Source organism: Eggerthella guodeyinii, from assembly GCF_009834925.2.
GTDB classification, from domain to species: Bacteria; Actinomycetota; Coriobacteriia; order Coriobacteriales; family Eggerthellaceae; genus Eggerthella; species Eggerthella guodeyinii.
This window is the reverse complement of record NZ_CP063310.1, coordinates 3,797,659-3,816,397: the sequence shown is the minus strand read 5'-3', so window position 1 is coordinate 3,816,397 and position 18,739 is coordinate 3,797,659. Positions and strand designations below refer to the sequence as shown.

Genomic DNA, 18,739 nt, shown 5'->3' with positions numbered 1-18,739 from the left:
GAAACGGCATGGTGGGCGAGAAACTGATGAAGCTGCGGAAGAAGCGGGGGATGAGCCAGCAGCAGGTGGCCGCCGCGCTGGGCGTGACGCGCCAGACCGTCTCGAATTGGGAATGCGACCAGGGCGCGCCGGCGCTCGACAAGGCGAGCGAGCTTGCGCGGCTGTACGGCGTGAGCCTGGACGACCTCGTGGCCGACGACGTGGAAGTCGTGATGGCCGACCCCGATCGCGTCACGAGGGAGCCGCGCGATCTGCACGTCCTCAAGCACCTCGAAGGAAAGCGCTGCCGCATCTGCTACCGTTCCACCGATGACGTGATCTTACTCGTCAAATCGGTTTCGATGCCGGAGAAAGTGCGTGTGCTGAATGTCGGCGACGATTGGCTTCGTGTTGAGCATGCGCTAAGGCTCGATGCACCCTGGTCGAAGAGAGAGACGGCAGTGCGACTCATCGATATCGACTTGATCGACAGCGTACTCGCGTGGCCGAACGATGACGAGGGGGCGGTCTTATGCTAGAGCTGCTGCTGGCCATCATCGTCGTACAGCTCGGATTCGTGCTCAGCCGACTGCCCAAGAAGGATTCGTCTTCGAAGGAAAGTTTCTCAGATCGTTTCGATCGAGAGCAGAAGGGAAACGCTGTGTTCGTCGCCGAGCAGCTGCGCGAGCAGCATGGTCGCGCATGCGCCTTCACCTTGTGGGCGCCGGGACGCATCTTCGCCGACAATTCACCATCGACGGAGGGCCGTGGCATCGTCCTCGACTCCGACGACGAGTGGGTGCTCATCGAGTGCCCCGCTCCCTTCGGCGCCAAGGGCGCCACGCAACGTCTGTTCCGCGTAGCCGACATCAAGTCCGTAGCGGAAATCACCGGATAGCCCCTGCGCTTTGTTCCCGGCTTCCCGGTGTGCCGCGGGTTCCATGCGGCGAACTGCGGCTCTCCTACGCTGCCGGCTTCGTCGCGACGTGCACGGCGGCGATGCCACCTGTGTAGTTCTTCCAGGTCACGTTCTCGAAGCCGGCCTTCTCCATCATGGTCGCCAGCCCCTGCTGATCGGGGAACGCCTTGATGGAGCGCGACAGGTACACGAAGCCCTCGCGGTCGCCCGTGATGAGCCCGCCCCAGAAGGGGATGAGGTGCTTGAGGTAGAAGCCGTACAGCGCGCGCCACACGGTGTTCGGCGGCGTGGAAAACTCCAGGCACACGAGCGCGCCGCCGGGCTTCAGCACGCGAAACATCTCGGACAGCGCTTGGTCGCGCTCGGGCATGTTGCGGATGCCGTACGCCATGGTGATGGCGTCGTACGAGCAATCGCCGTACGGGATGTGCTGCGCATCCACCACCTCGAAGTCCACCGGCACGCCCTCGGCCTTGCCGTCCGCGTAGTGCATGCGCGCCACGTCGAGCATTTCGTTCACGAGGTCGGTGCACTGGATATGGCGGGGGTGCTTGGCGTGTGCCACGGTGAACGTTACATCGCCCGTGCCGCCCGCGATGTCGAGCACGTCCGCGTGCGCGCCGATGGGCGCCTGGCGCATCATGCCGGCCAACCACGCCTTGTAGGCGCCGAAGCTCGACACGGCGTTGAACCGCTCGTATTTCTTGGCGATGGAGGAGAAGATGTCTTTCACGCGTTCGGACGAAATGTCCGCGGGCGCTTCCTTGCCGGTAGCGGTATCGATGCTCACAGGTGATGCTCCGTTAATCAGGAAAGATTGGAAGGTGTAACCTTATTATACAGGAAAGGAACCTGCCAAGAACAGGCTCCTTTTTTCCACGGGCCGAGCGTATAATCTCCCGAACCCACGAAGGAGACAGAGGAGCACTTTTGGAACACGAGCACACAGATCCCGCGGCCAGCCCCGAACCCAGCCCCGAGCTCAATCCCGAGTCCGACCCGGTGTTCGAGGCGGAGCAGCGCCACCTGAGCGAGACGTACGCCACGCTGCAGACCATGGGCCGCGACCTGCTGGCGAAGATGGAGCGGAACAGCAAGGACGCCGCCGCCGACAAGCTGGCGATGATGGACGAGCTGACGGTGAACCTCGCCAGCTACGCCGACGCCATGGAAACCTACGCCGACTTCGCCACGGTGAATCGGGTGATCGATGCGTACAACCTCGCGCAAACCGTCGACGCCGAGAAGCTCACGAGCATTCAGGTGCTGCTCAGGCAGCCCTACTTCGCGAAGGTGGTCATGCAGCTCAAGCCCGGCCAGGAGCCCAAGGAGCTCTACATCGGCACGGCCGGCATCTCCGACGACGCGTACCGCCGTCTCGTGGTGGACTGGCGCTCGCCGGTGGCCGAGGTGTACTACAACCAGGAGAACGGCCCCACGTCCTACGAGGCCAACGGGCGCACCATCCACGTGGACCTCAAGCTGCGTCGTCAGTTCGACATCGAGGCCGACCGGCTGAACGCCTACTTCGACACGAGCGTCGCCATCCAGGACGCCATGCTGCTGGCCTCGCTGACGAAGCAGCGCACGGCGCAGATGAAGGCCATCACCGCCACCATCCAGAAGGAGCAGAACCTCGTCATCCGCCACGAGGACGTCCCGACCCTGCTCGTGAGCGGCATCGCCGGCAGCGGGAAGACGTCCGTGCTCATGCAGCGCATCGCCTACCTGTTCTACCAGCAGCGCGAGAGTCTCGACCCCAGCGAGGTGTTCCTCATCACGCCGAACCCCGTGTTCGAGCACTACATCGAAGGCGTGCTGCCCGACCTGGGCGAGCGCAACCCCGAATGCCTCACCTGGGACGAGTTCCTGCAGGGGCTCATGCCGCCCGACCGCACCGGCGGGCAGGCGCCCGCGTCCCTCGACACGTTCGAGCGCATCGACGCCGCCTGCGCCACGTTCACGTTCGACCAGCACGATTTCAAGGAGCTTCGCATCAACGGCGAGCGCCTGGTCACCGTCGGCCAGATCCTCCAGGTGGCCGCGAAGTTCAAGAACATCCCCGCCGGCCCGCATCTCGTCACGCTCATGCGCGAGGAGCTGCTGGAACGCCTGGAAAGCCGCCTCAAGCAGCTGGCATCGTCGGAGAAGGTGCTCGACGAGATCGCGGAACTCGCTCCCGACGAGCAGGTCGACCTGTTCCACGAAACGTTCGACCCGCACGACGAAACCCAGGTGCGCGCCATGGGGCAGCAGTACGTGGACGCCCGCTTCGCGTCTGCGCGCCGCGCGGTGGAGAACGACGACTGGCTGCGCATCGATCGCATCGGCATGCGCCTGCTGGGCGTGGAGAACCTTGTGCCGGTGGAATGGCTCTACCTCAAGATGGCGCTCACGGGCCTCGGCAACCCGAGCGCGAAGTACGTGATGATCGACGAGGTGCAGGACTACACGGTGGCTCAATTGGCCGTGCTCGCGCGCTACTTCAAGCGCGCCCACTTCCTGTTGCTGGGCGACGGGAACCAGGCCATCGCGCCGGGCACGGCCACCTTCGACGAGGTGCGCGCGCTGTTCCAGAAGGCGCGCGGCCCGCTGGAGGAATGCCGTCTCATGACCAGCTACCGCTCAACGCCCGAGATCACGCAGCTGTTCGCCAGCCTGCTCAGCTCCGAGGAGCGCCTGCGCATCTCGTCCATCCAGCGCGCCGACACCGCGCCGGTGATCCGCGCGTACGCCGACCGCGACGAATACGACCGCGCGCTGCGCCGCACCATCGCGGAAGCCTCCGAAAACGACGGGCTGACCGCGGTGATAGTGCCCCAGAAGCACCAGGCCAAGCAGCTGCAGAAAGCGTTGGGCGATGCGGCCCCCGCGCTCATCGACGCGTCCGCGACGCTGCCGGCGCGCGGCGTGGTGCTCGTGCCGCTGCGCTTGGCGAAGGGGTTGGAGTTCGACCACGTCATCGTCCCCGACGCCAGCGCGCAGACGTTCCCGGACGACCCGCTGTCGCGCCGCCGCCTGTACACCACCATCTCGCGCGCCACGCGCACCATCACGCTGCTCGCGCAAGGCGAGGTCACGCCGCTGCTGGCCGACCGCTCCTGACGCCGCCCCTTCGGGGCGATTCCGTGCGTACGGCTGCCGATTCCCCTGTGTGCGTTTGCCGCAGAGGGGACAGGGAATGCTATGATACGCATCATGCGATTATTCTAAGAGATTGGCGGGACAGACATGCTTTTGTGCGCACAATACATTCTTCCCATCACGTCCGAGCCGTTCCAGAACGGCGCGGTGCTGATCCGCGACGGCGTCATCCGCGACATCGGCACGGCCGAGATGCTCAAGCTGCGCTATCCCGACGAAGAAGTGGCGGACTTCGGCCAGGCGGCGCTCATGCCGGGCCTTGTCGACCTGCACACGCATCTCGAGAACTCCGTCATGCGCGGCATCGTGCACGACGTGCCGTACACCACCTGGATCACGTCCATGCTGGAGAAAAGCGCCAAGATGGACGTGGGCGATTGGTACGATTCCGCCATCCTCGGAGGCCTCGAGGCGCTGTCGAGCGGCATCACCTGCGTCGCCGACATCACCACCACCGGCGCCGCCTGCACCGCCACGCAGAAGCTGGGCATGCGCAGCGTCATCTACCGCGAAGTGGGCGCCATGGACAAGCGCCGCGTCGACTACGCCATGCGCATCGCGGAGAACGACATCATGCACTGGCGCGAAGAGGTGGACGGCGACCGCATCACCATCGGCGTGGCCCCCGCGGCCATGTACGCGTGCCACCCCTCCGTGTTCACGAAGGTGTCGGAGTTCGCGCGTCGCGAGAACGTGCCCGTGGCCATGCACATGGCCGGCAACCGCGAGGAATACAACTTCATCAAGTACGGCTCGTCGCCGTTCTCGGTGCACACGATGGACCAGAAGCGCGGTTTCGTCGAGATTCCGCCGTGGCTGCCCACCGGCACGACGCCCGTGCGCTACGCCCTGAACTGGGGCGCGTTCGAGTCCGACAACGTGCTGGCCATCCACTGCGTGCACGTGGACGACAAGGACGTGCAGAAGCTGAAAGAGTACGACGTGGCCGTGGCCGTGTGCCCGCGCTGCAACGCGCAGCTGGGCATGGGCGTGGCGCCCATCAACGAGTTCATGCGCGCCGGCCTGCGCTTGGGGATGGGCACCGACTCGCCCGCCGCGACCGACTCCACCGACATGCTCACCGAGATGCGCATCGGCATGCTGGTGCAGCGCGCGGTGAACGTGGGCGAGTTCCTGGACTCGGCCACCATGCTGGAGATGGCCACCATCGGCGGCGCCCGCGCGCTCAGGCTGGACGACAAGATCGGCTCGCTCGACGTGGGCAAACTGGCCGACATCATCGCCGTGGACCTGTCCGGTTCGCACCAGACGCCCACCACCGATCCGGTGTCGGCCGTCGTGAACACCTGCAGCGGTGCCGACATCCTCATGACGATGGTGAACGGGGTCGCGCTGTACGAGAAGAACAAGTGGAACGTGGGCGTCGAAGTTGCGAAGAACATCGCCCGCGTCATCGAGATCCGCGGTAAGTTGAGGTTGTAATCCATGGGAACGAACCAGAAGTTGACGGCTCAGCAGAAGAGCGAACGCGTCCGTGCCGCACAGGAGCGCGAGCGCAAGGAGAAAGAGCGTCGCGAGGCGGCGGCGCGCACGAAGAAGATCTTCACCATCGTCGTGTGCGTCATCCTCGTGTTGGCGCTCGGCATCCCCACGGTGGCGCTCGCCTTTCTCGGGAACGGCTCGTAAAGGAGCCGACCCGCGACACGCCCTCCGCTTTCGCGGAGGGCGTGTCGCCGCTAAAACGAGGCTTCGTGTCACAAAAATCACCGTTGTGAAGCGATTTCGGCGTCTTTTGAGTCTTTCCGCCGCTTTGCGCTCGCGATGCATCGGCATGCAGCCGTCGTTTTACCAGGTCGCAGGCATCGATGTCGCTCGCTCGCCGGGGGAGGGGCTTCACAACGGTGATTTTTGTGACACGAAGGGCGCGCGCGGTCCGCTTTTCCGATCCAGATCAAACGGTGTACGCCCCAATCGGTGTTCGTTGAGCGCAGCGTTGTCCCATTCGTCATGCTTTTTCTGTAGAGCTATCTCGTTTGGGTGCAGGGGGCAGGTTTGTGATACTATAAATCGTTGCCGCGCATGGGGCGCGGAAACGAGAGAAGAGTAACCGCACAAAGGGGTTTGCTTTGTTTGGTATAGGTGGATTCGAGCTATTCCTCATTCTGCTGTTCGGGTTTCTGATCTTCGGACCCGACAAGTTGCCTGCTATGGCGAAGACGCTGGGGAAAGCCATCAACAAGTTCCGGAGCGCTCAAGAGGAAATGAACAAGGTCATCAAGACGGAGGTCTACGACCCCACGTCCGACGAGCCGTTCAAGAACCCGCTTGAGGCGCTGTCGAAGGTCGGCGAGATCGGCAAGGATGACAAGGAGGAGAAGACCGAGAGCTTCTCCGAGCGCAAGGCGAGGTACGACAGGGAGCGCGCGGCCAAGAAGGCCGCCGAGGCCGAGAAGGCTGGAAGCGGCGAGGCTGCCGCGACCACTGCCGCCGCCGCGACGACGGCCGCTGCGGCCAAGCCGGTCGCCAAGCCCGACGGATCGTTCGCCAAGCCGGAAGCGGCGAAGCCCGCGGAGACGAAGCCGGCTGCGAAGCCTGCCGCGACCGCCGCGAAGCCGAAGCCGTCGCCCGACGAGCTCTACGGCACGAAGCCCGCCGCCAAGAAGCCGGCGGCCTCTCCCGCGCCCGCGAAGAGCGCGGCCAAGCCCGCAGCCGCGAAACCTGCCGCGAAGCCTGCAGCCAAGCCTGCCGCGAAACCCACGGCCGCGAAGGCTGCGGCCGCTTCCAAGCCCGCTGCCAAGACCGACGCCGAGAAGGCTGCGGCTCGCTCGGCGGCGGCGAAGAAGGCTGCGGCCACGCGCGCTGCGAACAAGAAGGCGGCCGAAGCGACGCCCAAATCCAACACGAACGAGAAGGGGGAATAAGCCATGCCCGTCGGACCGGCGCGAATGCCCCTATTCGATCACCTGGGCGAGCTGCGCATGCGTCTCGTGCGCATCATCGCGTGCCTCGCTATCGCCGTGGTTGTGTTCTACATGGCCACGCCCGTTATCAGCCAATTTCTGCTCCAGCCTATTTCTCCGTACCTGCCGGACGGCGTTGACGGCTTGCTGTCGGGCACGATCGTGCTCGATCCGTTCGAGGCGTTCGCGACGCGCTTCAAAATATCCATCTGGACCTCGATCGTGGCCTGCTCGCCCGTCATTCTCTGGCAGATCCTCGCGTTTTTCCTGCCGGCCCTCAAGCCCAGCGAGCGCAAGTGGTTCGTCCCCACGTTCGCTGCGGCGGTTGCGCTGTTCGTGTTCGGCACGGTGTTCTGCTACCTGATCATCCTTGACCCGGCGTTCCAGTGGCTGACCGACCAGGCCGCGGGCTTGGGCGAGGTGGTGCCGCGCGCGTCGACGTACATCGACACCATCATCAAGTTCGAGCTGGGCTTCGGCTTCGCATTCGAGCTACCGCTCATCGTGTTCTACCTCGTCATCTTCGACGTCGTTCCGTATAAGAAGCTGCGCGGCAGCTGGCGTACGGTGTACGTCGTGCTCATGGTCATCTCGGCCATGGCCACGCCGGACGCGTCCCCGGTCACCATGCTGCTCATGTTCGCCGCTCTGCTGGTGCTGTACGAGGGCAGCCTGTTGATCGCTCGCGTCGTGTTGAGCAAGCGCATCAAGAAGCAGACCGAAGAGCTCGATGCCGAAGAGGCCGAAGAGCGTGCCGAGGAGCTGGCGCTCAAGAAGACGAAGGCCAAGAAGGCCAAGTAGTCCGAACCGTACCTTGTCGAAGGCCCGTCGCATAGCGGCGGGCCTTGTGCGTTTTCTGGGCAGCATTCGCACCCGTTGACGCATCGATGCCTGCACGGCCGCGGCTCTTCGGCTACTATAGGCACGAACGATGCAAGGTGGATCAAGCGCGAAGGAGCGTCATGCACGAATTGGGAATCATGACGGGCGTGATGGATGCGGTGACGGCGTCGGCGCAGCAGGCCGGGGCCACGCGCGTGCTGAAGGTGAGCCTGTCGGTGGGAGAGATGACCGAGGCCATCGAGGACGCGCTCATGTTCGCGTTCGAGGCCCTGTCGGAAGGCACGCTCTGCGAAGGCGCCGAGCTGGAGATCACCATGGTGCGACCGAAGAGTCGCTGCTTGGAATGCGGTGCCGAATACGAGCACGACCGGTTCCACATGCTGTGCCCGGAATGCAACAGCTTCGCCACCGAGCTCATAGCCGGCCGCGAGCTGCAAATCGACTCGATTGAAGTCGACATACCCGACGATGATGACGATGACGAGGAGAACGAGGACTAACCATGCAAATCGATCTGAAGCAACCGATCCTCCAGAAGAACGACGCGATCGCCTCCGAGCTGCGCCAGCGCTTCGCCGACAACCACGTGTTCGTGCTCGACCTGCTGGCCAGCCCCGGTTCGGGCAAGACGTCCACCATCCTGGCCACCATCGACGCGCTGCGCGACGAGTTCAACATCGCCGTCATCGAGGGCGATATCGCCAGCAACGTGGACGCCGAGAAGATCAAGGCCCAGGGCATCGCCGCCGTGCAGATCAACACGGGCGGCGCGTGCCACCTCGAAAGCGCGATGATCAAGCGCGCCGTGGACGTGCTCGACCTGGAGCGCCTCGACCTCATCATCGTGGAGAACGTGGGCAACCTCGTGTGCCCCACCGATTTCGACCTGGGTGAGAACGCCAAGGTGATGATCCTGTCCGTGCCCGAGGGCGACGACAAGCCGCTCAAGTACCCCGGCGTGTTCCAGGTGGCCGAGGCCGTGGTGCTCAACAAGGTGGACACCATGCCCGTATTCAACTTCGACCGCGCGGCGTTCGACGAGGCGGTCGCGCAGCTGAACCCGCAGGCGCCCATCTTCCCGATCGCCGCCACGAAGGGCGACGGCGTCGAAGCCTGGACCGAATGGCTGGCCGACCGCATCCGCGCTATCCAGTAACGCTATGGAGAACAGCGAACGGTATCGCCTTTGCGTCGAGGCGCTTGAGGCTTTCATGGACGGCGCCGGGTTCACCGACGTCGTGATCGGCTTGTCCGGCGGCATGGACTCGAGCCTCGTGGCCGTCATGTGCGTGGACGCGCTCGGCGCCGAGCGCGTCCACGGCGTGCTCATGCCGGGACCGTATTCCACCGAGCACTCGGTGGACGACGCGCTCGAGCTGGCGCGGAACCTGGGCCTCGAGCCGCGCACGGTGTCCATCGCCGAACCGTACCGGGCGTTCGAGGCCGCGCTCGCCGACGCGTGCGGCGGCAAGCTCGAGGGGCTGGCGGCCGAGAACACGCAGGCGCGCTGCCGCATGGTGTGCCTCATGGCGCTGTCGAACGCCTACGGGTGGATGCTCGTGAACACGGGCAACAAGAGCGAGGCCATGATGGGCTATTCCACGCTGTACGGCGACACGGCCGGCGCGTTCGCGCCGATCGGCGGCCTGTACAAAACCGACGTGTTCGCGGTGGCCCGTTGGCGCAACGACCAGGCCGAAGCTGCGGGCACGACGCCTCCCATTCCCGAGCACGTGTTCACGAAGCCGCCCAGCGCCGAGCTGTCGCCCGAGCAGGAGGACGAGAAGAGCATGGGGATCGACTACGCCACGCTCGACCGTCTATTGGAAGCGCACGTGGAGCGCGGGCTGGACGCGACGGCGCTCGCGGCCGAAGGGTTCGACGCCGCCGACGTCGAGCGCGTGCTGCGAACGGTGCGCGCGACGGCTTTCAAACGCGCTCTCGAGCCCCCGAGCCCCGATGAGGCGTTCTACGTCTAGCCAGCGAACCGAGTAAAGGAGGTCTTCCGCCATGGAGCGCCGCGCGTTCTTCAAACTTGCGGGCTTGTCCGCTGCCGTGCTCACCGTGGGCGGAACCCTCGGTGCATGCGAGGCGGGAAAGCTGCCGGATAATCCCCTGACCGCCGCGAACGAAGCGAACGAAACCGCCGGGCAGTCGAGCGTGATGGGCCAGCCGGCTATCTCGTTCGACGCCGACGTCGACGTGCTGATCGTGGGCAGCGGCGTGGCGGGCCTGTCGGCCGCCATGGACCCGCTCGAGGCGAAGCGCTCGGTGATGGTGGTGGAGAAGCTCGACCTGCTGGGCGGCGAGAGCTACGAATCGAACGGCGTCATGCGCATCGCCGGCACCGACGTGCAGCAGGGCGCGGGTGTGAAGACCACGGTCGACGAGGCATGGGAGGCGCGCAAGAAGGAGCTGAGCGCCGCCGGCATCGAGGATCTCGAGTTCGCGAAAACGCTGTTCGCCGCCGCGACGGACTGGGCCAATCGCCTGGCGTCCGACTACAACGCGCAGTTCGCCGATCCGAAAACCTACGTGGACGGCAAGGTGAACACGTCGGTCATGCTGCCGAAGAACGGCCTCGGCGACATGCAGAGCGTCATGATGCCGCTGCGCGACGGCCTCACCGCCAAAGGCGCCACCTTCTCGACCGGCCATCGAGCCATCGCGTTCATCCTGAACGAGGGTGGCGCGGCATGCGGCATGCGCTTCTGCGTGGAATCGGGCACGTCGGTGCTCGACGTGCGAGCGCGCCGCATCGTCGTCGCCACGGGCGGCTTCGCCAGCAGCCAGCCGCTTGTGCACGCGAACACGCCCGATTACGAGCGCGTGGGCTGCTACACGGTCGCCTCCATGGGCGAGGGCCAGCAGCTGTGCGCGCTGCTGGGCGGCCAACTGCTGGACATGGACAAAGCCGCGCCGCTCACCAGCAACCTGCCGCAGGCCACCGCGTGGGGGATGTTCGGCCCCACGGTCATCGTGGACGCGCTGGGGAAGCGCTTCGCGCGCGAGGACGACGCGAACGCCGCGGCCGGCGCCTGCTTCTCCGAAGAGCGGGGCTACTGGTGGACCGTGTTCGGCAAGCAGCTTACCGAGAGCGGCCAGTCGCGCAGCATCGCAGAGGTGGCCAGCAAGAACACCAAGCGCCTCATCGGCCCGTTCGACGATCTGGACGCGCTGGCCGCGGGCATGGGCGTCTCGGCCGACGCTCTGAACGAGACGTTCGACCGCTACAACGGGTTCGTGAAAGACGGCAAGGACGCCGACTTCGGCCGCACCCTGTATCTGGACGAGCTCGAAGCTCCCTACTACGCGCTCAAGCAGCTGCCGCAGCGGTACAAGTCGAGCGGCGGCGTGAAGACGGACAAGACGGGCCAGGTGCTCAGCATCGTGGGCGCCGTCATCCCCAACGTGTACTGCTGCGGCGCGGCCGCCGCGTCGAGCGTGGGCGGCCTCGCGTCGAACGGCGCGTTCGGCATGCTGGTGGGCCAGGCGGTTGCCGCCGCGCTCGATGCCGAGGATGCCGAGGATGCCGAGGACGCCGCCGCGCCGCAGGATGCTTCCTGATCGCAACCTCCCTCGTTGCTGACGGGTTGCCAAGGTGCAAAGCCGCGGCAACCGGGCCTCAATCGACGCATGACACAATGTCTCCATACCTACTTGAAGCTGCATGCGGCGCGCCTGCGTGTCGTCTGACCAGCGACGGATACGGAATTGGAGGTCTTCTATGTTCGGGGAAAGCAAGGCTGAGCGCGGAGGCGGCATGTCGCGTCGCGCGTTTCTGACGGGTGCGTGCGCCACCGGCGCAGTGGCGATGGTGGGCGGCCTGACCGCCTGCGCGACGCCGCCGCAGGACACCGGCCAAGGCGATGCGGGCGGCACGGGTGCCGGCACGAACGGCGACGCGGTGCCCGGCAACAAGGCGCCCGGCAAGGTGGACAAGACCTACGACACCGACCTGCTCATCGTCGGCGCGGGCGGCAGCGGCTTGGCATGCGCCGTGCAGGCGGCGCTCAACGGCACGAACTTCATCCTCGTGGACAAGAACAACCAGGTGGGCGGCAACGCGAGCTTCGTCGAGGGCATGTTCGCCGTCAACTCGACGATGCAGCGCGAGCAGGGCATCGACATCCAGCCCGCCGAGATCGTGGAAGCCGAGCTCACGCGCGGCCAGCATCGCCAGAACGGCGATTTGTGGCTCGACCTCGTGAACAAGTCGGCCGACAACATCGCCTGGTGCATCGAGCAGGGCGTCATGTATTCCGGCACGGTGGACGACTACTACGGCGGCCTGTTCCCCACGTTCCACTGGTTCAAGGACAACAAGGCCGCGGTGGGCTACGTCGAGCCGATGAAGGCGCGCCTCGACGAGCTGGGCGTGCAGCTGCACCTCAAGACCACGGTGAACGGCCTCATCATGAAGGACGGCAAGATCGTTGGCGCATACGCCGACGGCGACGAGGGCGTGCTGCAGTACAACGCCAAGGCGGTGGTGTTCGCCACGGGCGGCTTCGGCGGCAACGAGGAGGTCATTGCCGAGCAGGGATGGAATACCGACGGCATGCACATCGTGGGTTCGCCGAACGCCGCGGGCGACGGCTATCGCCTCGCCATGGACAACGGCGCGCTCAACTTCATGGCCGATTCGGCGCAGTCCATCCTGTACGCCATCGAGGCGTTCCCGCCCATCGACTTCCACGATGCGGCCGAGAACCCCATCAACGGCTACTTCGGCATCGCGGCCGGCGGGCCCGTGCTGTGGGTGAACGAGGCGTGCCAGCGGTACACGCGCGAGAACCTTACGGCCGACAACCTCGTGCTGCAGTGCATCCCCGGCAAGGGCAACAAGGAGAACTTCGTGGTGTTCGACCAGACCATCTTCGACCAGTTCTTCGGCAAGGACGACGACGCGAAGAAGATGTTCGACGACGCGCTCGCCTCGAACGGCGGCGGCAGCCTGTACGCGGGCGACTCGATCGAGGCCCTCGCGAACAACTTCAACCTCGACGCCGACGCGCTCAAGGCGACGATCGACCACTACAACGAGCTGTGCCGCGACGGCTCCGACAGCGACTTCGGCAAGGCGGCCGACCTCATGGTGCCCATCGAGACGTCGCCGTTCTACCTGGCCAAGTTGTCGTACAGCTACTTCTTCTCGGTCGGCGGCATCACCACCGACAAGCAGCGCCGCGTGCTGGACGGCAACCGCAACCCCATCGACGGCCTGTACGCCATCGGCAACGACGGCAACATGCTGTATCGCAACGTGTACACCATCAACATGCCGGGCACCGCGTTCGGCAACCAGGTGAACAGCGGCCGAGAATCCGCGAACGCCGTGATGGACTACCTGAAGCGGTAGGGGATGCGCCGATAGAGAACGCGCCGGAAGGCTCCCGTTGCGGGAGCCTTCCGTGGTGAGGGGAGGGGGTGTCCGATGCCCTACGCCTTGAGTGCCTCGACGACGGCTTTGCCGGAGATGAGGCCGCTGCCCGCGTTCGGGCTGAGGTCGCTGCCGCTGTCGGCAACGGTGGAGCCGGCGCAGTAGACGTTGGGGATGGGGGTGCCGTCCTTGTCCGTCAGCTGGCTGTCGGTGGTGATCTTCATGCCGCCGTGCGTCTTGTAGCGGTAGGGGAAGTGCTTCATGGCGTAGAACGGCGCGGACAGCGACTGCAGGAACAGCTTCTTTCCGAACTCGGTGTCCTCGCCCGCGGCCACCATGGCGTCGTAGGTTTCGAACGTGGCCTTCAGCGTGTCGGCCGGCACGTCCATGGCGGCGGCCAGCTCGTCGAGCGTGGCGCACGGCCCCACGAGGCGATCGGCGTTGCTCTTCATGTTCATCTCGACGTTCCACTTCTGGCTGCCGTTGATGGTCTGATCGTCGAAGATGGTCCACCAGAAGCCCAGTCCCAGCTCGGCGGCTGCGTCGGGCGAGTCGTGGCTCTGGTCTTCCTTGATGAAGCGACGGCCCTGCGGGGTCACCTGCACCTGCGGCGAGAAGTAGCCCCACACCGTCACCTGGGCGAGGTCGCTCATGCGGTTGGCTTCCATGTCCATGTGCGTGTACTCGCCGCCGATGGCCTTGCACAGCTGGTGGCCTTCGCCCATGGAGTTCACGGTCAGCGGCCCCAAGCGCGCCTGGCTGGGCAGGTACGTGGACACCATCTCCTGGTTGCACGAGAAGCCGCCCGTGGCCACGATGATCTTCTTCGCGCGGATGTCGACGGTTTTGTTGTTCTTCTCGTCGTTGAAGCGCACGCCGATGGGCGCGCCCTCGCCGTCCACGATGAAGTTCGTGGCGCGCAGGTTCAGCTTGTACGTGGCACCCTTCTGCTCGAGGCCCTTCTGCAGCGGCGTGAGCACCTGGGTCATGTCGCCGATGCCGTTGCCCGGCAGCAGCATCGAGGTGGGAGCGCCCGTGTTCATGTAGTCGGTGATAGGCTGGAACACGGCGCCGTAGTCGGCGGCCACGCGGTCGGCCCACTCGGTTTGGTAGACGTACACGCGGTGCTTGTACTCCATGTCGTCGGTCTCGCCCTTCTTCTCGAGCACCGGTTGGTAGGCCTTCCACTTCTCCTCGGGATCGCCCTCGATGCCGGCGTCCTTCTGCATCTTGCTACCCGACACGTTCATGACGCCGCAGGCGATGAAGCTTTCGCCGCCCACGCGCTCCAGCTTGTCCACGAGCATGACCTTGTGGCCCGCTTCGACGGGGTCCATCGCGGCCGACATGCCGGCGATGCCCGTGCCCAGGATGAGCACGTCGGTTTCCTCGCTGAACGAGACGGGCGCGGTGCCCACCACCTGCTCGGCCGCGTTCGCGTCGCCCGACCCGCCCGACGCCCCGCCGCTCGGCGAGCATCCTGCCAGCGCGCCGCCCGCGGCGATGACCGCGCCCGAAGCGATGGCGGCCTTCAAGAAATTGCGGCGATCCATTGCAGTTTTCATAGCGTTCCTCCCTGTTGTTGCGTGGTGATCCCTCCGTGCCGCCGCTTGCGTGGCGACGGGTTCACCCTACGTTCGATCAGGGAATTCGTCACCGTCCGTTTCGGACTATATTGTCCTCGGACGGCCGGAATCCTGTGCGTTTGCCTCATGGGTGCCCGCCGTTTCCGGTATGATGCCCCCTATGAGGGAAACGGGAGGGAACAACCAGAAACAGGTGCCGCGGTCGCGCGCTCATCCGGCTGTGTTTTCGGCCATGGTGATCGTGGGCTTCGGCTTGTACCGCGGCGTGAACTCGAACGCCTACCTTTCCGCGTTCGCGTTCGTCGAAGCGCCGTTCGTGTTCGTGCCCGACCTCTTCTTCAACGTGGTGGTGGCGTGCTCGGTCATCGTGTGCGCGGCCGTGGCCGTGGCGTTGGCGCTGACGGGGAGGATCAAGCCGAACACCATGCCGTTCGCACTGCCGACGGCCCTGCTTTTGGCGGGGAACCTGGCCGCGCTGCTGGGCGTGGTGCTGGCGCTGCCCTCCGACGTCGCGCTGCTCGTGCCTGGCGTGCTGTACGGTGCGGGAAGCGTCATGCTGTCGCTGTTCTGGATCGAGGCGTTCGCGGCCAGCAAGCCCAGCGTCATCGTGGTGCAGATCGCGCTCGGCATGCTGCTGAACGTGGTGGTGTCGTCGGCGCTGTCTCCGCTGTCGGGCGACGCGCAGATGCGCCTGAGCTGCGCGCTGCTCGTGGTGATGGCGGGATGCGCCTGGTTCGTGCGACGGCAGCTGCGCGCTGCGAGCGACGAGGGCGAGGCGGAGGGAAAGGCGGCCGGCGGAGCGCTTCCGGTCGAGGAGCTTCCTGCCGAAGAGCCGGCCCGCACGGGGCTGGGCGCGTCGCTGCGCGCACGGTGGGGCGCGTACCGCGACGCATTCCTGGAACTGGGCGACTCGCTCGTGGCGTTCTTCGTGCTCGAGGCCGTCATCGGGCTGCTCAACAGCTTCATGCTGGCGGGCTCCATCGACTTCGAGGGCTCGGGCGCCGTGTCCATCGCCGCCATCGTGGGCGCCATCGTCGTGTTCTGCTTCATCGTGTTCGTGGCGCATCGCATCCCGAAGGTGTCCACCGTGTCGGGCGTGGTCATGCCCGTGCTGGCTGCGATGCTCGTGTTCCTCCCGTTTCTCAGCGAGCAGTACAACCTCGTGTTCTCGCTGTTGCTGCTGGGCAGCTACTGGTTCGTCGCGCTGCTCATCACGTACCTCGTGGCCGAGGTGGCGCACGTGCGGAAGGTGTCGCCGTACGTGCTGATGGGCGTGGCGATGGGAGTCGCCCGGGTGTGCCTGGTCGTCGCGCTGCTGGCGGGGTACGCGGCCGGCGTGGCGGGCGGCGGTCCCAGCGACGAGGCGGAGCACACGATGCGCTACCTCGTGATCATCGTCGTGGTGCTGTACGCGCTGTGCATGGCGCTCGTGTTCTTCTCGCGCGACCGCAAGCGTCGGCGCGCGGAAGAAGCGTCCGCGACACCGGGGGAGGTCGAAGCGCCGACGGGTCCCGTCGCTCCCGCCGACGCCGGGGCGGCTGCCGTGTCCGAGGGCGAGACGGCGCTCGATGCGCGCTGTGCCGCGGTGGCGCACGAGGGCGGCCTCACCGATCGGGAGGCCGAGATTCTCGGCTACCTCGCGCGCGGGCGCACGAAGGCCTACATCGCCGACGTGCTGTTCGTCACCGAGAACACCGTTCGCAGCCACGTGCGCAACATCTATTCCAAGCTGGGCGTGCACACGCGCCAAGAACTGCTCGACCTCCTGGAGCGCTGACCCCCGCCTCCCGGCAACATACATCGCCTGGGGTATGGCAGAGTCTCGACGGGTCGCGTAGTATGGGGCCATGGATACCATTCTGGTGAACAATCGACCGATGAGCCCCAAGGACTGGGGCATCGACGCCGCCGTCACGGCGCTGGCGTTCCTGTTCGGCAGCGTGCAGCTGATGCTGGCGGCGTCGAACATCATCATCTCCGACTTCGGCCTGCGCCAGTACTTGGGCATGGTGGACGCCGTGCCGAACGTGCAGGTGTTCGTGGCTTTGGCCATCACCACGCTGCCGCTTATCGTGCGCCGCCGCTTCCCCTGGCCCGTGTTTCTGTTCTGCCTCGTCTCGTTCTTGGGGCTGCAGAACGCGTTCAACGGATTCTCGCTCACCATCGTCGGGCCGGTGGTGGCCATCTACACCATCGCCAGCGAGCGCGGCCGCACCGAGGCCGTCGTCGCGGTGGTGCTGGCCGTGGCGGGCCTCATGTTCTCGGACCCGCATGCGGGCACGGCCAACATGGTGCTGTTCACGCGCTTCCAGAACATCGCGATGGTGGTGGCCGCCGGCTTGGCCGGCTACGCCTACCGCACGCATCGCGCATACGTGAAGGCCACCGAGGAGCGCGCCGTCGAAGCCGAGCGCACGCGCGAGGAGGAAGCGGCCCGGCGCGTGGAGGAAGAACGCGTGCGCATCGCGCGCGAGGTGCACGACATCACGGCGCATTCGCTGTCGGCCGTCAGCATCCAGGCAGCCGCCGCCGAGCGCATGATCGACCGCGATCCCGCTGCCGCGAAGGAGGCCATCGCCACCGTGCGTGCCACCGCGAAGAGCGCGCTCGACGATATACGCAGCATGATCGGCGTGCTGCGCTGCGGAGACGACGCGGCGGAGACGGCGCCCACGGCGGGAACCGATCGGCTGGACGACCTCGTGACGTACCTGTGCGATGCGGGCATCGAAGCCACGCTCGAAGCGAAGGGCTACTGTCGTGCGGACGTGCCCGCGCATGTGGACATGGCGCTGTTCGGCATCGCGCGCGAAGCGGTCACGAACATCGTGCGGCACGCCCATGCGCGCACGGTGTCCATTCGCTTGACGGTCGAGGCGGGCAAGGCGCGCCTCGTGGTGGAAGACGACGGCAACGGATGCGGCTTGTCGGCATCGGCGGCGTCTGCGGGCGCGTTGCCCCAGGCGGCCGATGGCGAAGGCCACGGCATCGCCGGCATGGCGGAGCGCGTGCACCTGCTGGGAGGCGCGTTCGCGGCGGGTGACCGGGCGGGCGGAGGCTTCCGCGTGGTCGCGTGCCTGCCGACGAAGGGAGCGGAGGCGTAAATGGAAGAACGCGTGCGCGTGGTGGTTGCAGACGATCAGGATCTCGTCCGCAGCGGGTTCAAGCTCATCCTCATGTCCTACGACGGCATCGACGTGGTGGGGGAGGCGCGCGACGGCCACGAAGCGGTGGAACTGGCTTCGCGGCTGCATCCCGACGTGGTGCTCATGGATATCCGCATGCCGCGCATGAACGGCATCGAGGCCACGCGCGCCATCCACGACGACCCCGCGCTCGAAGGCGTGCATGTGCTCATCCTCACGACGTTCGACCTCGACGAATACGTGTACGACGCGCTGGCCGCCGGTGCCAGCGGGTTTCTGCTCAAGGACGCCGAGCCCGACGAGATCGCCGCGGCCGTGCGCGTCGTGGCGCAGGGCGACGCCCTCATCGAGCCGTCCATCACGCGCCGTCTCATCGAGACGTTCGTGGCCACCCGCCCCGCCACGCTCGGCGGCGCCGCTGCCGTGGCCGCCGGGCTGCGCGCCCTCACCGATCGCGAGCGCGAGATCCTCGCCCTGGTGGCGCGCGGGTTCACGAACGATGAAATAGGCTCCGAGCTGTTCATATCGCCCGCAACGGTGAAAACCCACCTCGCCCGCATCATGGCGAAGCTCGACGCCCACGATCGTGCCCAGCTCGTCGTGCGCGCCTACGAAGGAGGCCTCGTGAAGCCCGGAGCGTTTTCGCGCTAGACGCCCATCTCCTGGGCGCGGCGCAAGGCTGCGGCAGTCGCCCGTTTGCCAATTGTGATGATCGTTTGACGATTATGCAAAATCTCAGTCACGAGCGCTCAGATTTCCTCGAATCCCCTTGCATTCAGTGATGAGGATGCTATGATAACGCAATGTTTAGCACTCGT

The 18,739-nt window shown here is 65.8% G+C and carries 17 protein-coding genes; 15 read left to right on the top strand and 2 right to left on the bottom strand.

The genetic code is table 11. The annotated features are described in order from the left end of the window. Window positions 1-8 precede the first annotated feature (8 nt). Together GS424_RS16385 and GS424_RS16380 are read left to right on the top strand one after the other, a co-directional pair. Entirely contained in the window at window positions 9-518 is a 510-nt protein-coding gene (locus GS424_RS16385) for a helix-turn-helix transcriptional regulator (RefSeq protein WP_160941055.1), read from the top strand. Further along, window positions 512-877 (top strand): hypothetical protein, encoded by a 366-nt coding sequence (locus GS424_RS16380; RefSeq protein WP_160941056.1) that lies wholly within the window; start codon window positions 512-514, stop codon window positions 875-877. Before GS424_RS16385 ends, GS424_RS16380 begins: the two co-directional genes overlap by 7 nt. A gap of 64 nt (window positions 878-941) precedes the next feature. On the opposite strand, the gene GS424_RS16375 is transcribed toward GS424_RS16380, so the two are convergent. Beyond that, window positions 942-1,688, bottom strand: coding sequence for a class I SAM-dependent methyltransferase (locus GS424_RS16375; protein WP_160941057.1), 747 nt, complete (start codon window positions 1,686-1,688; stop codon window positions 942-944). 140 nt (window positions 1,689-1,828) lie between these two features. Here GS424_RS16375 and GS424_RS16370 point away from each other — a divergent pair, with 140 nt between their 5' ends. The 10 genes from GS424_RS16370 to GS424_RS16325 all read left to right on the top strand — a co-directional run bounded on the left by GS424_RS16370 (window position 1,829) and on the right by GS424_RS16325 (window position 13,168). Continuing rightward, window positions 1,829-4,003, top strand: a complete 2,175-nt coding sequence (locus GS424_RS16370; protein WP_160941058.1) for a HelD family protein — start codon at window positions 1,829-1,831, stop codon at window positions 4,001-4,003. 126 nt (window positions 4,004-4,129) lie between these two features. After that, window positions 4,130-5,485, top strand: coding sequence for an amidohydrolase family protein (locus GS424_RS16365; RefSeq protein WP_160941059.1), 1,356 nt, complete (start codon window positions 4,130-4,132; stop codon window positions 5,483-5,485). A 3-nt stretch (window positions 5,486-5,488) separates the two neighbouring features. Then, entirely contained in the window at window positions 5,489-5,689 is a 201-nt protein-coding gene (locus tag GS424_RS16360; protein ID WP_154332371.1) for a CASC3 protein CASC3, read from the top strand. A 440-nt stretch (window positions 5,690-6,129) separates the two neighbouring features. Further along, window positions 6,130-6,924: a Sec-independent protein translocase subunit TatA/TatB gene (locus GS424_RS16355; RefSeq protein WP_160941060.1), complete on the top strand. Its 795-nt coding sequence runs from the start codon at window positions 6,130-6,132 to the stop codon at window positions 6,922-6,924. Between the two features lie 3 nt (window positions 6,925-6,927). Then, on the top strand, window positions 6,928-7,764 hold the full coding sequence (gene tatC / locus GS424_RS16350) for a twin-arginine translocase subunit TatC (protein WP_154332369.1): 837 nt from the start codon (window positions 6,928-6,930) through the stop codon (window positions 7,762-7,764). A 161-nt stretch (window positions 7,765-7,925) separates the two neighbouring features. Continuing rightward, window positions 7,926-8,306, top strand: coding sequence for a hydrogenase maturation nickel metallochaperone HypA (gene hypA, locus GS424_RS16345; protein ID WP_160941061.1), 381 nt, complete (start codon window positions 7,926-7,928; stop codon window positions 8,304-8,306). A gap of 2 nt (window positions 8,307-8,308) precedes the next feature. Further along, window positions 8,309-8,962 (top strand): hydrogenase nickel incorporation protein HypB, encoded by a 654-nt coding sequence (gene hypB, locus GS424_RS16340; protein WP_160941062.1) that lies wholly within the window; start codon window positions 8,309-8,311, stop codon window positions 8,960-8,962. A gap of 4 nt (window positions 8,963-8,966) precedes the next feature. Next, window positions 8,967-9,785, top strand: coding sequence for an NAD(+) synthase (gene nadE, locus GS424_RS16335; RefSeq protein ID WP_160941063.1), 819 nt, complete (start codon window positions 8,967-8,969; stop codon window positions 9,783-9,785). A 31-nt stretch (window positions 9,786-9,816) separates the two neighbouring features. Further along, window positions 9,817-11,373 (top strand): FAD-dependent oxidoreductase, encoded by a 1,557-nt coding sequence (locus tag GS424_RS16330; RefSeq protein WP_160941064.1) that lies wholly within the window; start codon window positions 9,817-9,819, stop codon window positions 11,371-11,373. Window positions 11,374-11,569: 196 nt separating this feature from the next. Next, window positions 11,570-13,168 carry an FAD-dependent oxidoreductase gene (locus GS424_RS16325; RefSeq protein WP_244977595.1) on the top strand — a complete coding sequence of 533 codons (1,599 nt, stop codon included), beginning with the start codon at window positions 11,570-11,572 and terminating at the stop codon, window positions 13,166-13,168. Window positions 13,169-13,248: 80 nt separating this feature from the next. Here GS424_RS16325 and GS424_RS16320 read toward each other — a convergent pair whose 3' ends face one another. Further along, window positions 13,249-14,754 carry an FAD-dependent oxidoreductase gene (locus tag GS424_RS16320; RefSeq protein WP_160941066.1) on the bottom strand — a complete coding sequence of 502 codons (1,506 nt, stop codon included), beginning with the start codon at window positions 14,752-14,754 and terminating at the stop codon, window positions 13,249-13,251. A 181-nt stretch (window positions 14,755-14,935) separates the two neighbouring features. Between GS424_RS16320 and GS424_RS16315 the strand changes: the two genes are divergently transcribed. From GS424_RS16315 to GS424_RS16305, 3 genes are all read left to right on the top strand, one after another. Further along, window positions 14,936-16,552 (top strand): LuxR C-terminal-related transcriptional regulator, encoded by a 1,617-nt coding sequence (locus tag GS424_RS16315; protein WP_160941067.1) that lies wholly within the window; start codon window positions 14,936-14,938, stop codon window positions 16,550-16,552. A 70-nt stretch (window positions 16,553-16,622) separates the two neighbouring features. After that, a complete protein-coding gene (locus GS424_RS16310) occupies window positions 16,623-17,879 on the top strand; it encodes a sensor histidine kinase (RefSeq protein ID WP_160941068.1) in 1,257 nt (418 codons plus the stop codon). Next, window positions 17,880-18,572 (top strand): response regulator transcription factor, encoded by a 693-nt coding sequence (locus GS424_RS16305; RefSeq protein ID WP_160941069.1) that lies wholly within the window; start codon window positions 17,880-17,882, stop codon window positions 18,570-18,572. It begins immediately after the preceding gene. The last annotated feature ends 167 nt before the right edge of the window (window positions 18,573-18,739 follow it).

Bases quoted from the DNA above. Each gene is read 5' to 3' on its own strand.
- GS424_RS16315 (WP_160941067.1), top strand. From the start codon at position 14,936: ATGAGGGAAACGGGAGGGAACAACCAGAAACAGGTGCCGCGGTCGCGC.
- GS424_RS16310 (WP_160941068.1), top strand. From the start codon at position 16,623: ATGGATACCATTCTGGTGAACAATCGACCGATGAGCCCCAAGGACTGG.
- GS424_RS16380 (WP_160941056.1), top strand. From the start codon at position 512: ATGCTAGAGCTGCTGCTGGCCATCATCGTCGTACAGCTCGGATTCGTG.
- GS424_RS16360 (WP_154332371.1), top strand. From the start codon at position 5,489: ATGGGAACGAACCAGAAGTTGACGGCTCAGCAGAAGAGCGAACGCGTC.
- tatC (WP_154332369.1), top strand. From the start codon at position 6,928: ATGCCCGTCGGACCGGCGCGAATGCCCCTATTCGATCACCTGGGCGAG.
- nadE (WP_160941063.1), top strand. From the start codon at position 8,967: ATGGAGAACAGCGAACGGTATCGCCTTTGCGTCGAGGCGCTTGAGGCT.
- GS424_RS16325 (WP_244977595.1), top strand. From the start codon at position 11,570: ATGTCGCGTCGCGCGTTTCTGACGGGTGCGTGCGCCACCGGCGCAGTG.
- hypB (WP_160941062.1), top strand. From the start codon at position 8,309: ATGCAAATCGATCTGAAGCAACCGATCCTCCAGAAGAACGACGCGATC.
- GS424_RS16365 (WP_160941059.1), top strand. From the start codon at position 4,130: ATGCTTTTGTGCGCACAATACATTCTTCCCATCACGTCCGAGCCGTTC.
- GS424_RS16305 (WP_160941069.1), top strand. From the start codon at position 17,880: ATGGAAGAACGCGTGCGCGTGGTGGTTGCAGACGATCAGGATCTCGTC.
- GS424_RS16385 (WP_160941055.1), top strand. From the start codon at position 9: ATGGTGGGCGAGAAACTGATGAAGCTGCGGAAGAAGCGGGGGATGAGC.
- GS424_RS16320 (WP_160941066.1), bottom strand. From the start codon at position 14,754: ATGAAAACTGCAATGGATCGCCGCAATTTCTTGAAGGCCGCCATCGCT.
- GS424_RS16330 (WP_160941064.1), top strand. From the start codon at position 9,817: ATGGAGCGCCGCGCGTTCTTCAAACTTGCGGGCTTGTCCGCTGCCGTG.
- hypA (WP_160941061.1), top strand. From the start codon at position 7,926: ATGCACGAATTGGGAATCATGACGGGCGTGATGGATGCGGTGACGGCG.